The sequence below is a fragment of the Paenibacillus sp. JJ1722 genome (assembly GCF_048282685.1).
In the GTDB taxonomy this organism is placed as follows: domain Bacteria; phylum Bacillota; class Bacilli; order Paenibacillales; family Paenibacillaceae; genus Paenibacillus; species Paenibacillus polymyxa_B.
The window spans coordinates 3,898,983-3,919,699 of the sequence record NZ_CP182500.1 but is presented as its reverse complement, the minus strand read 5'-3'; the positions used below and the strand labels follow the sequence as shown (position 1 = coordinate 3,919,699).

At 49.2% G+C, this 20,717-nt stretch carries 2 protein-coding genes (1 of these 2 only partly in view); both read left to right on the top strand.

The window, feature by feature from the left end:
* Positions 1 to 1,026: the 3' portion of an amino acid adenylation domain-containing protein gene (locus tag ACM1ND_RS17330; RefSeq protein WP_418026386.1), read on the top strand. It extends 10,113 nt beyond the left edge of the window; only the last 1,026 of its 11,139 coding nucleotides appear in the window; its start codon lies beyond the left edge, outside the window; it ends in the stop codon at positions 1,024 to 1,026.
* Positions 1,010 to 20,716, top strand: a complete 19,707-nt coding sequence (locus ACM1ND_RS17325) for an SDR family NAD(P)-dependent oxidoreductase (RefSeq protein WP_418026385.1) — start codon at positions 1,010 to 1,012, stop codon at positions 20,714 to 20,716. The genes ACM1ND_RS17330 and ACM1ND_RS17325 overlap by 17 nt, the downstream gene beginning before the upstream one ends.
* Position 20,717 lies beyond the last annotated feature (1 nt).

Sequence of the window (20,717 nt, the reverse complement as noted above, 5' to 3'; positions counted from 1 at the left end):
AATCCGAACATCCATTTCGGTCAGACGCCGTTCGTCGTCCAGCAGGAGCTGGGAGAATGGAAGCGGCCGGTGGTTGAGATCGATGGAGAGACGCGGGAATACCCGAGGATTGCTGGGATTTCATCGTTTGGAGCGGGAGGCTCCAATGCACATGTCATCATCGAAGAGTATATCGCAGAAGAGAAGATGCCAATGAGCGTTACGGCTCAAAAGCCTGCGATCATCGTATTGTCGGCCAAAAATGAAGAACGACTGAAAAAGCAGGCCGAAAGATTGCTAGCTGTTATGCGGGAAGGACAGCTCAGCGAAAGCAGTCTGGCCGATGTGGCATACACGCTGCAGGTGGGACGCGAGGCCATGGAAGAGCGCCTGGCAGTGATTGCAGGGTCTATGCAGGAGCTGGTGGACAAGCTGGAAGGATTCCTGGAAGGACGGGACGGAATCCCTGAGTTGTACCGGGGCCAGGTCAAACGGAATAAGGAGGCGCTGACGGCGCTGGTAGAAGATGAAGACATGGAGAAAATGATTGCTGCCTGGATAGGGAAAAGGAAATATTCGAAGGTTGTTAATCTCTGGGTCAAGGGACTGGCAATGGATTGGAACATGCTTTATGGGGATGCCAAGCCGCGGCGAATCAGCCTGCCGGCCTATCCTTTTGCGAGAGAGCGGTACTGGATCACGGATATTAAAACTAAATTGGCTTCCATTGAATCTGCAGATGCTGTAAAGCCAACAGATTCGTTCATTGCCCAAAAGACACTTGCCAAAACGGCAAATGTTTCGGAAATGAATAAGGAAGACATCGATGCTTCAAATCCCGAAGCTATTCCTTCGTATATCCAAAACATCCAGAGTCATATTTCTGCCAGTGTAAAAATAAAGAAGATGCCAGATCTTTCTTACCTAGCGGCTGCATACGAGACAATGTCCTCGACTACAGTCGACAGCAAAGCTTATTCGGAACAGGACGGAGCGACACGAGGGACTGAACGGGAATGGAGGCTTACAGATGAAGGAAATGAATGATATCTTATGCAGGCTGTTATGGAGCCATTTGCGCTTGATGGGATTATGTCCATATGCGCAAATGGAAAAGAAAGCTATGATCGCAGATTTTAAAACAAAAACCGCCTTACTGAATTTATACGATCGTTGGCTTGAAGAAAGCATAGAGATTTTGGTACGGAATCAGTATTTGTACTGCAATGGAGATTCATATAGCGTAGCGGGTACCGCTTCGGTCGATCTGCAGGCTGTATGGAAGGAGTGGGAATGGAAGAAAGGGGCATGGCTGAAAAATCCGGATCTCTCAGCCTGGGTATTTTTGGTAGAATCAACCTTGCGCAAACTGCCGGAAATTTTAACCGGGAAAATACCAGCCACCGATATCATTTTTCCTAATTCCTCTATGAAACTGGTAGAAGGTATATATAAGAACAGTCCTGCAGCGGATTACTTTAATGAAGTGTTGGGAGATATCGTAGTTTCCTATCTGAATGAGCGGATTAAGCATAACCCGTCGGTACCGATTCGAATCATTGAAATTGGCGCAGGCACTGGAGGTACTAGCGCTTTGGTCTTCCAGAAGCTCGAACCTTATCGGAAGCATATTCAAGAATATTGCTATACCGACAAATCCAGAGCATTTTTATTACATGCACAAAAAGAGTACGGTCCGCAAAACCCTTACCTGACTTATCAGATTTTTAATGTGGAAGAGTCGGCTCAGGGACAAGATATCGATATAGGTGGATATGATATTGCGATTGCCACCAATGTATTGCACGCCACTCGGAACATTCGCCAAACGTTACGCAATGTCAAAGCGGCGCTGCGAGAAAACGGTCTGATTCTTATAAATGAAATCAGCGGTAACTCTCTGTTAAACCATCTATCCTTTGGCCTTTTAGAGGGATGGTGGCTTTATAATGATCCGGAGCTGCGCATTCCAGGCTCTCCCGGGTTATATCCCGAAAGTTGGCGAAAGGTATTGGAAATGGAGGGTTTCCGGTCCGTTTTCTTCCCTGCTCAGGAAGCGCATGATATAGGTCAACAAATTATTGTGGCGGAAAGCGATGGTCTGATTCGGAACAAACAGGAGCCTGAACACGACAAATCTCAAATGAAACAGCGTGACGAAGGAATTCGATCAGATATTGATGTAACAAGCGAGATGGCTGAAGAGTATGTCCAGGAGCTTATCGTAGGGAAGCTGGTAGAGGCTTTGAATGTGGACTTTACTATGATTGATATTCATGAGTCTTTCGCAGATTATGGCCTGGACTCCATTCTTGGCGTCAACTTTGTGCAGGCTGTCAATCAGGGGCTGGGGATTCATTTGCAAACCACCGACATCTTCGATTACAGTTCGGTAAAACAACTGACGCTATACATTTTAAGCCAATATGGAGATAAAGTTTCACAAGTCTTGGACCGGAGCGCTAATCCAATAGACAACATGGAAGATGCAAGTCGCGACATCCAAAAACTTAAAGACACGGATTATACGATTCATCCTGTTGAAACGGCAAGTATATCCTTTGAGCAGGAGAGACCCAATAAGAAGGATAAAGAGAGAGCTTTAACACCAAGGGAGCCCATTGCGATTATTGGAATGAGCGGGCGGTTTGCTGGATCAGATAATGTACATGAGCTTTGGAATCACCTTAAGAACGGTGACGATTTAGTGGAAGAGGTAACCCGGTGGGATCTTTCGAAATACCAAGAAAAACATGCAAGCTATTGCAATCACGGCAGTTTTTTGGGGGATATTGATAAGTTTGATCCGCTTTTTTTCAATATCTCGGGACTGGAAGCGACCTATATGGATCCGCAGCAGCGATTGTTTCTGGAGGAAGCGTGGCATGCTCTGGAGGATGCTGGCTATGCAGGTACAGGGATGGAGGGTCGCCGCTGTGGAGTGTATGTGGGTTGTGCCGAGGGAGATTACCAACAATTGCTGGGTGAAGACCTGCCTCCACAAGCGCTTTGGGGTCATATGGGTTCCGTGATTCCCGCTAGAATATCCTACTACTTGAATCTTCACGGACCAGCAATAGCTGTAGATACAGCTTGTTCCAGTTCGTTAGTTGCAGTTCATCTGGCTTGCCAAAGCTTATGGACCGGAGAAACGGATATGGCTTTAGCGGGTGGTGTCTATATTCATACGACCCCTCGCTGCTATTTGTATGGTGACAGGGCAGGGATGCTGTCTCGCTCGGGACGCTGCTATACCTTTGATGACAGGGCAGATGGAATGGTTCCGGGAGAGGCGCTTGGCGCGATTGTGCTCAAGCGACTTCATGAAGCTGTTGCTGATGGAGACCACATCTATGGAGTGATTTCAGGCTCAGCGATCAACCAGGACGGCACCACGAATGGACTTACTGCGCCAAGCCAGAAATCTCAGGAGCGACTCGAGCAAAATGTATATGATACATTTCATATCCACCCAGAGCAAATCCAGATGGTGGAAGCACATGGAACTGGCACCAAATTGGGAGATCCCATTGAATATCAGGCACTGACTCGAACCTTTAGAAAGTATACCGACAAGAAGGAATATTGCGCCATTGGGTCCATTAAGACGAATATTGGCCATACGCAAATTGCGGCAGGAATTACGGGAATGATCAAACTTTTATTGTCATTAAAGAATAAGCAAATTCCTCCTACACTTCATTTCCGGTCGGGCAATTCAAATATTCAGTTTGCGGATAGTCCTTTTTATGTCAATACGCATCTGCAGGACTGGGAGGTTGAGCCTGGAGCCAGACGCTGTGCTGCGGTCAGCTCCTTTGGTGCCAGCGGTACGAATGCTCATATGGTTATAGAAGAGGCTCCACAGACGGAACGGAGACATTCCGAAAAGCCTGGTTATTTCATTCCACTGTCGGCACGGACTTCAAAACAATTGCGCCAGCAGGTAGAGCAACTGCTTGCCTATTGCGAACAGGAGCCTAAGGCGGATTGCGGTAATATGAGTTATACATTATTGCTTGGGAGAAAGCACTGTAATCATCGTCTTGCCTGTGTTGCCCGTAATCAAGGCGAGCTTGCCATGTCCCTTAAAAAGTGGCTGGAAAAAGGCAGTGCTTCTCAAGTTTATCATTCTGAACTGCACGAAAAAGATCAACGCATACAAACATCTTTGAAAAGATACGGGGATGAATGTATTTACAATTGTCAAAACGCAAGCGATACCCGCGAGTATTTGGAGCTTTTGACTACGATTGCAGATTTGTATGTTCAGGGATATTCGTTAGACTTTGAGTGTTTATTTTCAAATGAACAGTACTCTAGGATTCCGTTGCCAACTTATCCTTTTGCAAAAGAGCAGTATTGGGCGCCTAGGAGTGAGGACAAAATTACAGGCGGCAGAGCGGCAGAGCGTGAACCAAAATTTACGGTCGCCAGAGCTGCGGAAGCGCCTGCCGTTACGAGTAGCCGTACACTGCTATTTGAGCCTACATGGAAAAAGCAGGAGATACCGCTGGAAGCCGAAGTCCCTGCCTATGATCGGCGAATGGTCTTGCTTTGTGAGCCAGACGAAGCTTTGCACGAGCGCCTCGAAGCGAGTTTGAACGGAGCTGTGCAGGTGCTTGCCTTTCAATCCGGGAAGAGCCGGATTGATGAACGGTTCCAGGCCTATGCTATTCAGGCCTTTGAGAGCATTCAAAGCATACTCAAAGACAAGCCTGAGGGGAGGGTGCTGGTCCAAATTGTGGTGCGGAACGCCGGGGAAGGACGGCTCTTTTCGGGACTTTCGGGACTGTTGAAGACAGCCCGGCTGGAAAACCCGAAATTCATCGGGCAGCTGATCGAAGTGGATCAGGGAGAACAGGCGGAAGGCATCCTGGCGAAGCTGGAGGACAACAGCCGTAGCCCGATGAATAGCTGGATTCGCTATGAGAACGGACAACGGACAATCGCTTGCTGGAGCAGGCTTGAAACATCTGGGCAAGAAGAGGGGCTTCCATGGAGAGATGGTGGGGTCTATCTGATTACCGGCGGCTCCGGCAGTCTGGGACTGCTGGTTGCAGAAGAGATTGCCCGGCAGACGCAAGCAGCGACCTTCATTTTGACGGGGCGGTCGCCGCTGGACCGAGACAAGCAGACGAGGCTGAAGGAGCTGGAGGCTTCAGGAACCAGCGTGGTGTACAGGCAAGCGGATATCACCCATAGAAACACCGTTATCGATTTATTGGACAGCATTCAGCAGGAATATGGACGTGTCCATGGGATCATCCACTGCGCAGGGGTGATTCATGATAATTTTATCATTAAAAAAACTAGTGAAGAATTTATGGAGGTGCTGGGACCGAAGGTGAGTGGACTGGTCCATCTGGATGAGGCAAGCAGTGGCCAGAACCTGGACTTCTTTGTGCTCTTTTCTTCCATATCGGGCAGCCTGGGCAATCCGGGACAGGCTGACTATTCGACCGCCAATGCCTTTATGGACGCATACGCCGAATACCGGAATGCCCTGGTAGGGGCCAAGCAACGGCGGGGACAGACGTTATCCATCCGCTGGCCGCTATGGAAAGAGGGCGGAATGCGGATCGATGCGGACACGGAACAGATCATGACGCAAAACATGGGTATTACAGCCATGCAGACCTGGTCGGGAATGAGGGCGTTGTACCAAAGCTTGGCCTCTGGCAAGAAGCAGGTGATGGTCATGGAAGGAGAACCTGAGAAAATTGAGGCCTACCTGGCAAAAGCCGTTTCACAGCCCGATGTCCATGCTATCCAGGCAGCTGTCCCTATCCAGGCAACTGCGCCTAAGCTGGATTCGAACTTGCTCTACGATAAAACCTTATATCGACTCAAGGTGCTATTGGGAGAGGTGACTCGGCTGAGCGTCAGCAGCATCGAAGCCCATGAGCCGCTGGAGAGGTATGGAATCGACTCGATCATGATTACCCAGCTCAATGCCAAGCTGGCGGGCTTCTTTGGAGAGCTGTCCCAGACGCTGTTTTATGAGTACCAGACCTTGCGCGCCTTGACGGAATATTTTGTAGCGGAATACCCGCAGGAGTGCATGCAGTGGACCGGGATGAACCATGACATACAGCCTGTGGAGGAAACACTTGCGGCACCGCTGTATGTCGAAGAAGAAGCCGTGCCATCTGCGGCAAAAACGGCAGCGAAGCCCATCCGAAACTTGGCCGGGTCTGCCCCTGCGGAAATGCGTGAACCGATAGCGATCATTGGGATGGCTGGAAAGTATCCCTGGTCCAGGGACATGAACGAATATTGGGAAAATCTAAAAGCAGGGAAGGACTGTGTCACCGAAATCCCGCGTGAGCGCTGGACGATGGAAGGGTTCTTCCATCCTGATTCACAGGAAGCGGTAGCGAATGGAAAAAGCTACAGCAAGTGGGGGGGCTTTATCGAAGGATTTGCGGATTTCGATCCGCGCTTTTTCAATATTGCGCCACGGGAAGCACTCGGTATGGACCCGCAGGAAAGGCTGTTCATTGAAGCCTGCTGGGAAGCGTTGGAGGACGCGGGCTACACCCGGGAACAGCTTGCGGTGCGGCATAACAGCCGGGTAGGCGTATTTGCCGGAATTACCAAAACGGGCTTTGATCTATACGGACTTGATTTATGGAGAAAAGGAACACAAATATACCCTCACACATCCTTTAGTTCAGTGGCCAACAGGATTTCGTACCTCTTTAATTTGCAAGGGCCAAGCATGCCGATCGATACGATGTGTTCGTCCTCGTTGACCGCGATTCATGAAGCCTGTGAGCATCTGTATCGTGGAGAATGCGAAATGGCTATTGCAGGCGGAGTAAATCTGTATCTCCATCCGCTCAGCTATGTCGGACTTTGCGCCAACCACATGCTGTCAGCAGACGGGCAGTGCAAGAGCTTCGGCAAAGGAGGCAATGGATTTGTCCCTGGAGAAGGCGCGGGGGTCGTCCTATTAAAGCCGCTGTCCAAGGCGATCGCTGATAGGGACCTCATCCATGCGGTGATTCGGGGGACGAGCATCAACCATGGAGGCAAGACCAACGGCTATACGGTGCCGAATCCGACAGCCCAAGGGGAACTCATCCGGGCGGCACTGGAGCGAGCGGGGGTACATGCGCGGACGGTCAGCTATATTGAAGCTCACGGGACAGGCACGGAGCTGGGAGACCCGATAGAAGTGACGGGTCTGACTCAGGCATTCAGGAAGGATACGCCGGATACGGGATTCTGCGCCATAGGCTCTGTGAAATCCAACATCGGACATCTGGAGGCGGCAGCGGGCATCGCCGGGGTTGGGAAAATCATCTTGCAGATGAAAAACCAGACGCTGGTTCCCAGCCTGCATGCCCAAGAATTGAATCCGAACATCCATTTCGGTCAGACGCCGTTCGTCGTCCAGCAGGAGCTGGGGGAATGGAAGCGGCCGGTGGTTGAGATCGACGGAGAGACGTTGGAATACCCGAGGATTGCTGGGATTTCATCATTTGGAGCGGGAGGCTCCAATGCACATGTCATCATCGAAGAGTACATTGCAGAAGAGAAGGTGCCAATGAGCGTTACGGCTCAAAAGCCTGCGATCATCGTATTGTCGGCCAAAAATGAAGAACGACTGAAAAAGCAGGCTGAGAGATTGCTAGCTGTTATGCGGGAAGGAAAGCTAAGCGAAAGCAGTCTGGCCGATGTGGCATACACGCTGCAGGTGGGACGCGAAGCCATGGAAGAGCGCCTGGCAGTGATTGCAGGGTCTATGCAGGAGCTGGTGGACAAGCTGGAAGGATTCCTGGAAGGACGGGACGGAATCCCTGAGTTGTACCGGGGCCAGGTCAAACGGAATAAGGAGGCGCTGACGGCGCTGGTAGAAGATGAAGACATGGAGAAAATGATTGCTGCCTGGATAGGGAAAAGGAAATATTCGAAGGTTGTTGATCTCTGGGTCAAGGGACTGTCAATGGATTGGAACATGCTTTATGGGGACGCCAAGCCGCGACGAATTAGCCTGCCGGCCTATCCTTTTGCGAGGGAGCGGTACTGGATCACGGATATTATGAGTCCATCTGTAGAAAGAGTCTCTTCTGTAGAAAGAGCTGTTACGGAAGCTCAGGAAAAGGCAATTCCCGTCCAGACTCATGCGATGCAGCCAACAGCCCTAATACAACCCGGTTTTTTGAATAGTTCTGAAAAACCAAGCGGCATATCCTTACCGAATTTGTTGGACCATCAGCCGCACCTAAGCAAGTCTGCCAACCAGGAGGGGACAACGATCATGTTAACTTCACTGGAGGAGACATCGCACACATTAGAGGATGAGAAGAAGACGGAAGCGCTGTCGTCTATTCCTTCTGCAATATCGGCGGAAATATTGCAGGAGGAGCTGACAACAAGCCTGGCGCAGGCTTTATATATAGATCGGAGCGATATCGATTCGGTTAGAAACTTTGTTGATCTTGGATTGGATTCCATTATAGGCGTAGAGTGGGTTCGTAGCATTAATAAGCATTACAATACAGCCATAACAGCGACAAAAGTCTACGATTATCCAACCATCCGGGATTTTAGCAAATTTGTTGAGAAGGAATTGTTGAGCAAATCAATTGCGCCATTCTCTGCCCAGTCTATTTCGGATCATTCTCCAGCAGAGTATTCACTGTCATCCGTTGCATTAGAGCCGGAGAAATCGGCAGAGGCTTCCATTCAGGTGAATTTGATGCCGATTTCGTTTGAAAAGCAGGCGCAGGCCAGCATGGCTGAGTGCAGCGCCTCTGCAGAGCTGTTGCAGGAAGAGCTGACGGTAAGCCTGGCTGAGGCTTTGTATATGGAACGGAGCGAGATTGAGGCGGATAAAAACTTTATAGATACCGGACTAGATTCCATTATAGGCGTAGAGTGGGTTCAAAATATTAATAAACGATATGGTACATCTATAGCAGCGACCAAGGTCTACGACTATCCGACCATTCACCAATTCGCTGCATATTTGGCACAAGAAATCAATAAGCGTGGAGGAAGCTCCAATCAACAGTCCTTGAGCACAGTCCCGGACACGGACAAGCCTATTGCGAAAGTCCATTCGAAGGGACCTGACACGCTGCAATGTTCCCCAAGGCTATCGCCTAAGGAGGATTCCGAGCCATTCCACCTGGTAAAGGTAGCAGAGGATTCATCGCCTATGCCTTTGGAAAATAAAGACGTAATTGCAATTGTCGGGATTTCGGGAAGATATCCTGGTGCGGAAGATGTGCAGCAATATTGGGATAATCTCGCTCTAGGCAAAAATTCCATTATTGAGATCCCAAAGGACCGTTGGGATGTAAGCCAATATTATGATCCTCGTCCAGCGCAAGAGGGGAAAATCAATTGCAAGTGGCTGGGTGTTTTAGAGGATATGGAATATTTTGATCCGTTATTTTTCAATATTTCTCCTACCGAGGCGGAAGGGATGGATCCCCAGCAGCGCATTTTTATGCAGGAAGCATATAAGGCAATTGAGGATGCAGGCTATAGTGGCTCACAGTTGGGAAATAAAAAATGCGGGGTTTACCTTGGAATTTTAAATAATGAATATAGTATGCTGCGGTACAAGCATCAAGCGCAGTTCACCAATACTACTGGGAACAGCAACGCTATTGCAGCGGCTCGCATCTCTTATTTCCTCAATCTGAAAGGTCCGGCCATATCCGTAGATACGGCATGCTCCTCATCGCTGGTGGCAACCCATCTGGCCTGCCAGGCGTTATCTAACGGAGAGATAGAAATGGCGTTGGTTGGCGGGGTGTCGCTATATCTGACTCCTGAATCGTATGTAGGCATGTCTGCATCCGGAATGTTGTCGCCAGATGGCCGGTGTAAAACGTTTGACAATAGCGCCAACGGCTTTGTTCCGGGGGAAGGAGTAGGGGCGCTGGTTCTGAAGCGGCTGAAGGATGCTGAGGCTGATCGGGATCATATATACGGAGTTATTATTGGGTCCGGAATCAATCAAGATGGAAAAACCAACGGGATTACCGCTCCAAGCACAAACAGCCAAATTGAGCTGGAGCGGGAAATATACAACAAATATCAGATTGAGCCTGAAAGCATTAGCTATGTTGAAATGCATGGGACAGGAACCAAGCTGGGCGACCCTATTGAATTGGAAGCTTTATCAACCGCCTTTAAAGAGAAAACCGATCAGAAGAACTACTGTGCCATAGGTTCGGTAAAAAGCAATATCGGGCATACTTCTGCAGCAGCGGGCATAGCAAGCGTGCAAAAGGTGTTGCTATGCATGAAGCATAGAAAACTAGTACCGACACTGAATTTCAAGAACCCGAATGAGCATTTTGATTTTGATAATTCTCCTTTTTATGTCAATACAGAATTGAACGCCTGGGAACCTTCCCGCGGGAACAAAAGGCGCGCCGCTGTGAGCTCTTTCGGATTTAGCGGTACGAACGCCCATCTTATTATTGAAGAATATCGTCCCGGGACTGGAACATCTGCGACATCACCAGCAGCCGCCGATATCCATAATCCCGTTCTCTTCGTTTTGTCTGCTAAAGGTGAAAAGCAACTAAAAACGTATGCCGAAAGAATGAGGAGCTTTATTGCATCCCGGGAAAATCTTAACCTCTCGGATATGGGGTATACGCTGCAAGTGAGCCGCGAGCCGATGGATTACCGGCTGGCTTTTGTGGCAGATTCAAAAGAGGCATTGCTAAAAGCGCTCGAAGGATTTGCGAATCATGATCTGGTTTCTGGCGTCCTAACGGCGCAGGTGAAAAAGAGCAAAGACGGGATTGTGATGTTTGAGGCGGATGAAGATGCCAAATCGTTGCTTGAAACCTGGATCAAGAAGAGAAAACTGAAAAAAATAGCGGAGTTGTGGGTAAAGGGGCTAACTATTGACTGGAACAAGCTGTATGGGGACATCAAACCTTACCGGATCAGTCTGCCGACCTATCCTTTTGCGAGAGAACGCTGCTGGGCGCCTGAGCTTGACAGCAAGGCAGGCAAAGGCATGACTTCTGTCACTGCTGCTTCGCTCCATCCTTTACTGCATCGAAACACCTCCGATTTCTCGGAGCAGCGGTTCAGTTCGACTTTTACAGGCCAGGAGTTTTTCCTGAAGGATCATGTGGTGAATGGACGCAAGGTTCTATCTGGGGCTGCTTGCCTTGAAATGGTCCGGGCGGCCGTGGATCAGGCAACAGGATATGATGAGGGCGGGCCAACCGGAATTTGCCTTAAAAACGTGGTTTGGGCACGGCCTATTATCGTAGAGGATGGGCCACTACAGCTACACATCGGACTTTTCCTGGATGATCATCAAGAGATTTCCTATGAAATATATGGGGAGAGCGCAGAAGCTGATGCAGGGATTGTGATATATAGCTACGGCAGTGCTACACGAAGATCGGCTGTGGAGGTCCCAACACTGAATATTAAAGACTTGCAGAATGTATGCAGTCGGAACTTCGACTCCACACAATTGTATGGAGTTTTCAGGGATATGGGAATGGATTATGGCCCTGGACATCAAGGGATTGAGATGGTGTATGCGGGAGAGGGTCAAGTGCTGGCTAAGTTATGCTTGCCGGCTTCCGTTTCTGACAACCAAAGCAAATTTGTCCTGCATCCAAGTATGATAGATTCGGCCTTGCAGGCAACCATAGGCTTGACGCTGGGGTCTGGCGAGATCAAACCTTCTTTGCCTTACGCCATTCAAGAAGTTGAAATTATAAAAAATTGCAGCTCCATCATGTGGGCGCTGATTCGCTACAATGCAGACGGTCTAGCTGAGGAAAAGGCACAGAAGCTGGATATTGACCTGAGCGACGAAACTGGAGCCATCTGTGTCAGGATAAAAGGATATTCATCAAGAATTCTGAATAGGGACTTGATTTCCTCGGATGTTCAGTCAAATTCCAGTAACTTGATGCTTGAACCCGTATGGAAAGAGCAAGGGATTGCTCTAGGGGCTGAAATGCCCGTATATGATCGCCATGTCGTGTTACTCTGCCAGCCGTCCGAGATTTCCCGTGAACAAGTTGAAGCTCGGATGGACGGCGTGCAATGCATTGTACTGCAACCCGACCGAAACGGAATCGCGGAACAGTTCCAGCATTACGCCGTCCAGGTGGTTGAAGAGATTCAAAGCATTTTCAGGGAAAAACCCAATGGCAAGGTGCTGATCCAGATTGCCATAAGCGGACAGGAGGAGCAGCAGCTTTTCTCGGGACTTTCCGGTCTTTTAAAAACGGCCCGGCTTGAGCATTCAAAACTGGTAGGTCAGTTAATAGAACTGGGACAGGATGAGGACTGGGGAGCAATCATAGACATTTTAAAAGAAAACAGCCGTAGCCTCGAGGATATCCAGATTCGGTACGAGAAAGGCACACGGTGGGTTTCCTGCTGGAACGAAGTTCACATCTCTCAGGAAGCGGCGGGTAACCCGTGGAAGGATGGCGGAGTGTACCTGATTACTGGCGGTGCCGGTGGATTGGGACTCATTTTTGCCAAAGAGATTACGGATAAAGTCCATAAAGCCGTCTTGATTTTAACGGGGCGTTCCGCGCTGGATGAGGGCAAACGGGCTGAGATAGAGAAAATGGAGGCACTAGGGGCACGAATAATATACAGACAGGTCGATGTGACTCAGGAGCAGGCGGTGACCGATTTAATCCAGGAAATTCAGGAGGAATTTGGAAACATCAATGGCATCATTCACAGTGCAGGAGTCATTCGTGACAACCGCATACTCCAAAAAAATAGCGAGGAAATGCTGGAGGTTCTCGCACCCAAAGTAATAGGGACAGTGAATCTGGATCAGGCAAGCAAGAATCTGCCGCTTGACTTCTTTGTTCTATTTTCGTCTGTAGCCGGAGGATTAGGTAATCAGGGACAGGCAGACTATTCTGCAGCTAATGCGTTTATGGATGCTTATGCCGGATACCGGAACACTCTGATAGCATCTAAGCAGCGCCAGGGTCAAACGCTATCCATCAATTGGCCGCTATGGAAAGAGGGTGGGATGCGTATTGATGAGGAAACGGAGAAGCTGGTAAGGCAGCGTACAGGCATGAGCGGCATGTCAACCTCTTCCGGCGTTCAGGCCTTGTATCGTGGCATGATCGCGGGCGTTGATCAGGTTATGGTGATGGAAGGCAATCTCGCAAAAATGAAGAAAAGCATGGGTTTAATCACGACTCCAGAGATTAGGCAGCCTGAAAAGGTGACAGGAATTTCAGAAGCTTCCCCTAAAAGCAATGCCGTACCGGATCTGCTGGACAAGGTACAGGCCGCTATGATACAGGCCGTGTCAAAATTGCTGAAAGTCAAACTTGAAGATATTGATGAACATGTAGAACTGAGTGAGTATGGCTTCGATTCCATCCTGCTCACACAATTTACCAACAACATCAATCACTTATACCGACTTGAGCTGACGCCGGACATATTTTTTGAATACACAACGATTCATGACTTCACCAGGTATTTGGTGGACGAATATGATGCCGTGCTTGGCGAGCAGTTTGCCGTGCATGCCCGGATTGAGCCTGCTGTCCAGGCCGTGGAGGATGATAGGGAAGACAGTACCCACGTTAGACGGCAGCGTTTCCGGTTTGCAGGCGGGAATGTGTTGTCCATGCCGCAACAGACTCAGGCTGTTCCTGAACCTATTGCCATCGTGGGAATGAGCGGTGTATTTCCCATGGCTCGGGATGTGGATGAGTTTTGGAAAAATCTTGAGGAAGGCAGGGACTGTATCACTGAAATCCCTGAAGATCGCTGGGATTGGAAGACGTATTACGGTGACCCTGAGCAGGAGGCCAATAAAACAAACATCAAGTGGGGCGGGTTTATTGAGGGGATCTATGAGTTTGACCCGTTATTCTTTGGAATTTCACCACGGGAAGCCGCACTCATGGACCCGCAGCAGCGTCTGTTGATGACCTATATCTGGAAGGCGATTGAAGATGCAGGCATTCAGGCAGGGAGTCTGTCGGGAACCCGCACAGGAATCTTTGTAGGTACCGCGAACAGCGGCTACAGCGGTATGATCTATCAGGGAAATGTGGGTGTCGAGGCGTATTCCTCCAGCGGTATGGCACCGTCTGTTGGGCCCAATCGAATGAGCTATTTCCTTAATATTCATGGTCCGAGTGAGCCTATCGAAACGGCTTGCTCCAGTTCGCTGGTGGCCATTCACCGAGCCGTTAGAGCCATAGAGGATGGAAGCTGCGAGATGGCGATTGCAGGCGGTGTCAATGTGATTATCACGCCTGAACTCCATATCAGCTTCAACAAAGCAGGAATGCTGTGTGAGGACGGTCGGTGCAAAACCTTCTCCGATAAGGCCAATGGCTACGTGCGTGGTGAAGGGGCCGGCATGCTTTTCCTGAAAAAGCTGAAGGATGCAGAGAAGGACGGAGACCATATTTATGGTGTAATTCGGGGTACTGCCGTCAATCACGGAGGCCGGGCCAATTCCCTGACAGCTCCTAATCCGAGGGCTCAGGCGGATGTGTTGGTAAATGCATATACAAAGGCCGGAATCGATCCAAGGACTGTCTCTTACATTGAGGCCCACGGGACAGGCACCGAGCTGGGCGATCCGATTGAAATTAACGGACTGAAAGCAGCTTTCAAAGAGCTTTATGAGAATACAGAGGGACCCGGGATCACAGAATCCCATTGCGGATTGGGCTCGGTGAAGACCAATATCGGACATCTGGAACTGGCTTCTGGAATCGCGGGTGTCATAAAAGTACTGCTTCAGTTAAAGCATAAAAAGCTGGTCAAAAGCCTTCATTGCGAGGCAATTAATCCCTATATAAAAGTTGAAGGTAGTCCGTTCTATATCGTTCAGGAGGCGCGGGAGTGGAAGCCACAGCGGGATACTCAAGGGAAAAATATTCCTCGAAGAGCGGGTGTTAGCTCCTTTGGATTCGGGGGTGCCAATGCCCATTTGATAATCGAAGAATACATTCCTGGAAAGCAGGCGCAGAATTCTATTACCCTTACCACCCCAAAATCGGCTATTGTGGTGCTGTCAGCCAAGAGTGAAGGACAACTGCTAGAGCAGGCGCAGCTATTACTTGCTGCAATCGGGGAGCATCCGTTCACAGACAGCAGTCTGGTAGATATAGCGTATACCCTTCAGGTGGGGCGCGAAGCAATGGAAGAACGTTTGGCTTTCGTTGTAGGCTCTCTCCGGGAGCTTGAAGAGAAATTGAAAGGATTTGTGGAAGGCCGGGATGGTATCCACGGCTTACACGTGGGACACGCCAAACGCCATAAAGAAGAAATTAGAGCTCGTGAAGACGGAGAGGGTGCAGGCACGACGATTGATGTTTTGGTTAGCGAAGGCAGCTATGGAAAAATCGCACACCTTTGGGTAAAAGGAGTCGCAATTGACTGGGCCCTGTTGTACGGAGAGGCTAAACCAAACCGTATCAGTCTGCCAACCTATCCCTTTGCCAAAGAACGATATTGTATAACCGATATCAATAAACGGACGGGAGCAAGCGGTGTTGTGTTGGAACGGGAGACAGCAGTCGGCATTCATCCCTTACTTCAGCGTAATACGTCCGATATTTATGGACTGCAGTTCAGCTCCATTTTTACGGGGAAGGAATTTTTCCTGTCTGACCATGTGATAAGGGGGCAGAAGCTCTTGCCTGGAGTGGCCTACCTTGAAATGGCGCGGGCGGCAGTAGAGCAGGTTGCAGGATCTCCAGAAGATAAGTGGACGTCCATCCGGTTAAAAGATGTGGATTGGATCCGTCCAGTTGTGGTTGGGGAGGAGTCGGTTGATGTCAGTATTGGGCTCTATCCGCAAGATGGCGGAGAGATCGCCTATGAAATTTACAGCAAGTCTGGAGCAACGGACACCGAGCTGGTGGTGCATAGTGAAGGCAGGGCAGTAATTGTTCCGGTGGCAGAGGTCCCTGCTATAGATATTAAAACCTTGCTGGAGCAGTGCAGTCTGGGCTCCGTTTCATCCCGTCAGTGCTATGAGGCGTTTGCGGCGATGCAGATTTCCTATGGGCCGGGACATCAGGGAATTGAGAAAATATATATCGGAGTGGGTCAAGCGCTTGCCAAGTTGTCCTTGCCTTCTTCCGTTTACCATACGATGGAGCATTATGTGATGCACCCCAGTTTGATGGACTCCGCTCTTCAGGCGACGATAGGCTTGATTATGAGTGCAGGTGATCGCAAAGCTTCCATTAAGCCAGCTTTACCATTTGCATTGGAAGAGTTAGAGGTATTTAACAGATGCACATCAGAGATGTGGGCCTGGATCCGTAATAGTGAAGACAGCAGGCAGGATGGCCCGCTGCAAAAGTTAGATATCGATTTGTGTGACGAGCAGGGGAATGTTTGTGTGAGGATGAAGGGATTTTTATCACGAGTTGCTGAAGGAGGAACAGGTGGCCCAGATGAATGGACTGCACCTGAGACTTTGATGCTTGAGCCTGTGTGGGAAGAACAAGCGATTGCTCTGGAAGGAACAGCACCTGACTATCAACAGCATCTGGTAATTTTATGCGAACCGGGATATATTTCCGGGGAAATTATTGAATCGCAAATGAACGGGGTGCAGTGCCTCATTCTCCAATCCGAAGAGAAGAGCATTGATGCACGGTTTAGGACTTATGCGACACAGGTGTTTGAGGCAATTCAACATATTCTTAAAACGGAATCCAAAGGCAAAACATTGGTTCAGCTTGTCGTTCCGGTGCAGGATCACCAACAGGTATTCTCGGGACTTTCCGGACTCTTAAAAACAGCATGGCTGGAGAATCCAGTACTGGTTGGCCAATTGATAGAAATGGATGTGGAGCAGGATCCAGCAGGTCTGATAAATATCCTGCAAGAAAACAGTCGCGGTTCTATAGAACCACATATCCGCTATCAATCAGGTAGACGGCATGTTGCCGTATGGACGGAAATTAAAGCCTCCGGGGAAGCGATCAGCATTCCGTGGAAAGACAGGGGAGTATATTTAATTACCGGCGGAACCGGAAGTCTCGGTTTGATTTTTGCCGAAGAAATTACACGACAGGCCAGGGATACCGCTTTAATTCTTGTCGGACGCTCCCCGCTTCGTGGTGACACCAAAGCAAGGATTGAGGAGATAGAGGCTTTAGGTGCAAGAGTAGTATTCCGACAAGCCGATGTCGCCGATAAAAGGGCCGTTGAAGTTTTGATTCGGGATATTCAGGAAGAGTTTGGGAAGCTGGACGGAATTGTGCACAGCGCAGGAATGGTTAGCGATAATTTCATTATTAAAAAAACACGGGAGGAATTGCAAAACGTTTTGGCACCAAAGGTTACGGGATTGGTGAATCTGGATCAGGCTTGCAAGGAAATCCCGCTGGACTTCTTCATCCTTTTTTCATCCGTTGCAGGGAGCCTCGGGAATATAGGGCAGGCTGACTATGCTGCTGCCAATGCCTTTATGGACGCCTATGCCAAGTACCGTAATACGCTGGTAGAGCGAGAACAACGCCAGGGGCGGACGATTTCAGTCAATTGGCCACTCTGGAAAGAAGGCGGAATGCGTATTGATGGGGAAACAGAAAAGATCATGGAAGGGATGGGGATGTTTGCAATGGAGACTGGTGCAGGAATTCGGGCTTTGTATCAGAGCCTGGCTTCCGAAAAGAATCAAGTCATGGTGTTGGAAGGGCATGCCAGTCAGCTAAGAGAAACGCTCCTGCAGCAACCGTCCCTGAATCAGGCTGGAGATGCCTCCTCTATGATAAGGGAAAGCGAGATGGGTTCGGTCATCGGACAAGACCTGCTTGCCGAAAAAGCGGCAAATTATTTAAAGCAATTGCTCGCTACATCCATCAGGCTGCCGGCAAGGCAGATTGAAACCGATGCCCCTATGGAGAAGTACGGCATTGATTCCATTATGATTAAACAGCTAACCCGTGAGTTGGAGAAAACGTTTGGAACACTGCCCAAAACTTTATTTTTTGAATACCAGAATATCCGGGAATTGACCCAATATTTCCTTAAAGTCCACCAGAAGCAGCTGATTAAATTGCTTGGAATCGAGACAGAGGTCAACCCTGCGAAAGAATTCAAGCCTTCTACGATGGAAAACGACCCGGGAAGGTCACTTTCTGATAGTCGGAAGCAATCGCGTTTCATGCCAGTTCAGGCAAGTTTCCAACCGCAACCGAAAAGAGCAGGCGAATCAGAGGAAATTGCCATTATTGGTTTGTCGGGCATGTATCCCGATGCAGAAAACATACGGGAATTCTGGAACAATCTGCGCGATGGGAAGGATTGCATTACGGAAATTCCCAAAGATCGCTGGGATCACAGCATGCACTTTGACGAGGACAGGAACCAGTCCGGAAAAGCTTACAGCAAGTGGGGAGGCTTTATCAAAGGTGTGGATCAGTTTGACCCCATGTTTTTCAATATCTCTCCTAGAGAAGCACAGATAATCGATCCTCAGGAGCGTCTATTCCTGAAATGCGTCTATGAAACGATAGAGGATGCAGGCTATACCCGGGAAGCGCTTGGACTAGAGCGGGGCCTTGGGCAGGATAGGAATGTGGGTGTTTTTGTCGGGGTCATGTATGAAGAATACCAGCTTTATGGGGCACAGGAACAAGCTAGGGGCAGAATGATTGCCGTTCCTGGCAATCCGGCTTCCATCGCAAATCGGGTATCTTATTTCTGTAACTTCCACGGTCCGAGCATGGCTGTGGACACCATGTGTTCTTCTTCATTGACGACCATTCATCTGGCCTGCCAAAGCTTGCAACAAGGCGAGTGTGAGCTTGCCATTGCTGGCGGCGTCAATGTATCCATTCATCCGAACAAATACCTGATGCTTGGGCAAGGCAGGTTTGTATCGAGTAAAGGACGGTGCGAAAGCTTTGGACAAGGCGGAGATGGATATGTGCCGGGAGAAGGCGTAGGAGCCGTACTGCTCAAACCACTGTCCAAAGCTATTGCAGATGGCGACCATATATATGGGGTCGTAAAGGGGACCTCGGTGAATCATGGAGGGAAGACAAACGGATTCTCAGTTCCTAATCCCAATGCGCAGGCCAGTGTAATTGGAAGGGCCTTTAAGAAAGCAGGAATTAACCCCAGAACCATTAGTTACATCGAAGCGCATGGCACCGGGACATCCTTAGGTGACCCCATTGAAATCGCCGGATTGCAAAAAGTTTTCCAGGAATATACGGAGGATAAGCAATTTTGCGCAATCGGATCGGCAAAATCAAATATTGGGCATTGTGAGAGCGCGGCAGGGATCGCCGGAGTTACAAAGGTGCTCCTTCAGCTCAAATACGGACAAATCGTGCCTTCATTGCATTCAAAAACACTAAACCCGAATATCGATTTTAGCGATAGTCCTTTTATAGTTCAGCAGGAGCTGGGAGAGTGGAAAAGACCCGTCGTCACAATGAATGGGAAGACAGTTGAATACCCAAGAATCGCAGGTATTTCCTCATTTGGCGCCGGAGGCTCCAACGCACATGTGCTCATTGAGGAATATATCCCTGAGGAGCAGGAGACTAGACAAGTTACCATTCCACTGCAAAATCCGGCAATGATCGTGCTGTCGGCGAGGAATAAAGATCGACTGGATGAACAGGTGCAAAGACTGCTTGCTGAACTCAAAGCGCCGGAATACTCGCAAACCAGCCTGGAGGATATAGCATTTACTCTGCAGGTGGGACGGGAAGCCATGGAAGAACGGCTAGCAGTCATAGTTAAGTCTACCCGTGAGCTTACAGAAAAGCTGGAGAGTTTTTTAGCGGGGAATGAGGATATTGACGGGCTGTATTTGGGTCAGGCAAAGAAGAATAAAGACATCCTAGCTGTTCTTGAGGCAGACGAAGACATGGCAAAAATGGTGGATAGTTGGATAAGCAAGGGGAAGTATACAAAGCTGGCGGAGCTTTGGGTGAAGGGGCTACTCTTCGATTGGACTAGACTTTATGAGAATACCAGCCCTCGTCGGATTAGTCTGCCAACTTATCCATTTGCCAAGGAGAGCTATTGGATCTTCGCGCGTGGGGGCGAATCCCGGGACGTCGAGGCGGAAACTCCTGTAGTCGATGTGTCGGTACAAGAGTTCGTTTCCAGCCCTCCTGCAGTTAACCATAGCAACGATAATGTGCAGAGACAGACTTTGGCGAAAGTACCTGAAAAACCGCAGGGCATTTTGCTAAGCTCCGTTTCCAACATCCAGATGGTAGCAGATAAGCCAGAAAAGTCAGCTGTGCTGGCAGAATCCAAGCCTGCCCCGCCGCAACCTGAGGCCAAGCCTTCTTCGCCGCCGCCCATTGTTGCCAGGGATGAGGCAAAGCGGTCGACATATGCGCCAACGGCTGTACGGATAGAAACATTGGAGAAGGAACTGGTAGAAAGTCTTGCGAAATCCTTGAGTATGAATGAAATGGATATTGGCCGGGATGATCAATTTATTGATATGGGACTGGACTCCATTATAGGTGTAGAGTGGGTGCAGGCTGTGAATAAACGCTTTGGAACAGCTATTCCGGCAACCAGAGTGTACGACTATCCTAACATTAAAGAATTCTCCAAATTTTTGGCAAAGGAATTGAACAAGTCGGCGGGAGATACAAATCAGGCTCCTACAGAGCCGAAGCCTAAGCAGCCCATGCAAGTCTTGTTACAGAAAGTACTGCAGGGTGAGTTAGATTTTGAACAGGCCGACCAGTTATTCAACCAATTACACTCGTAGA

Bases quoted from the DNA above. Each gene is read 5' to 3' on its own strand.
- ACM1ND_RS17325 (WP_418026385.1), top strand. From the start codon at position 1,010: ATGAAGGAAATGAATGATATCTTATGCAGGCTGTTATGGAGCCATTTG.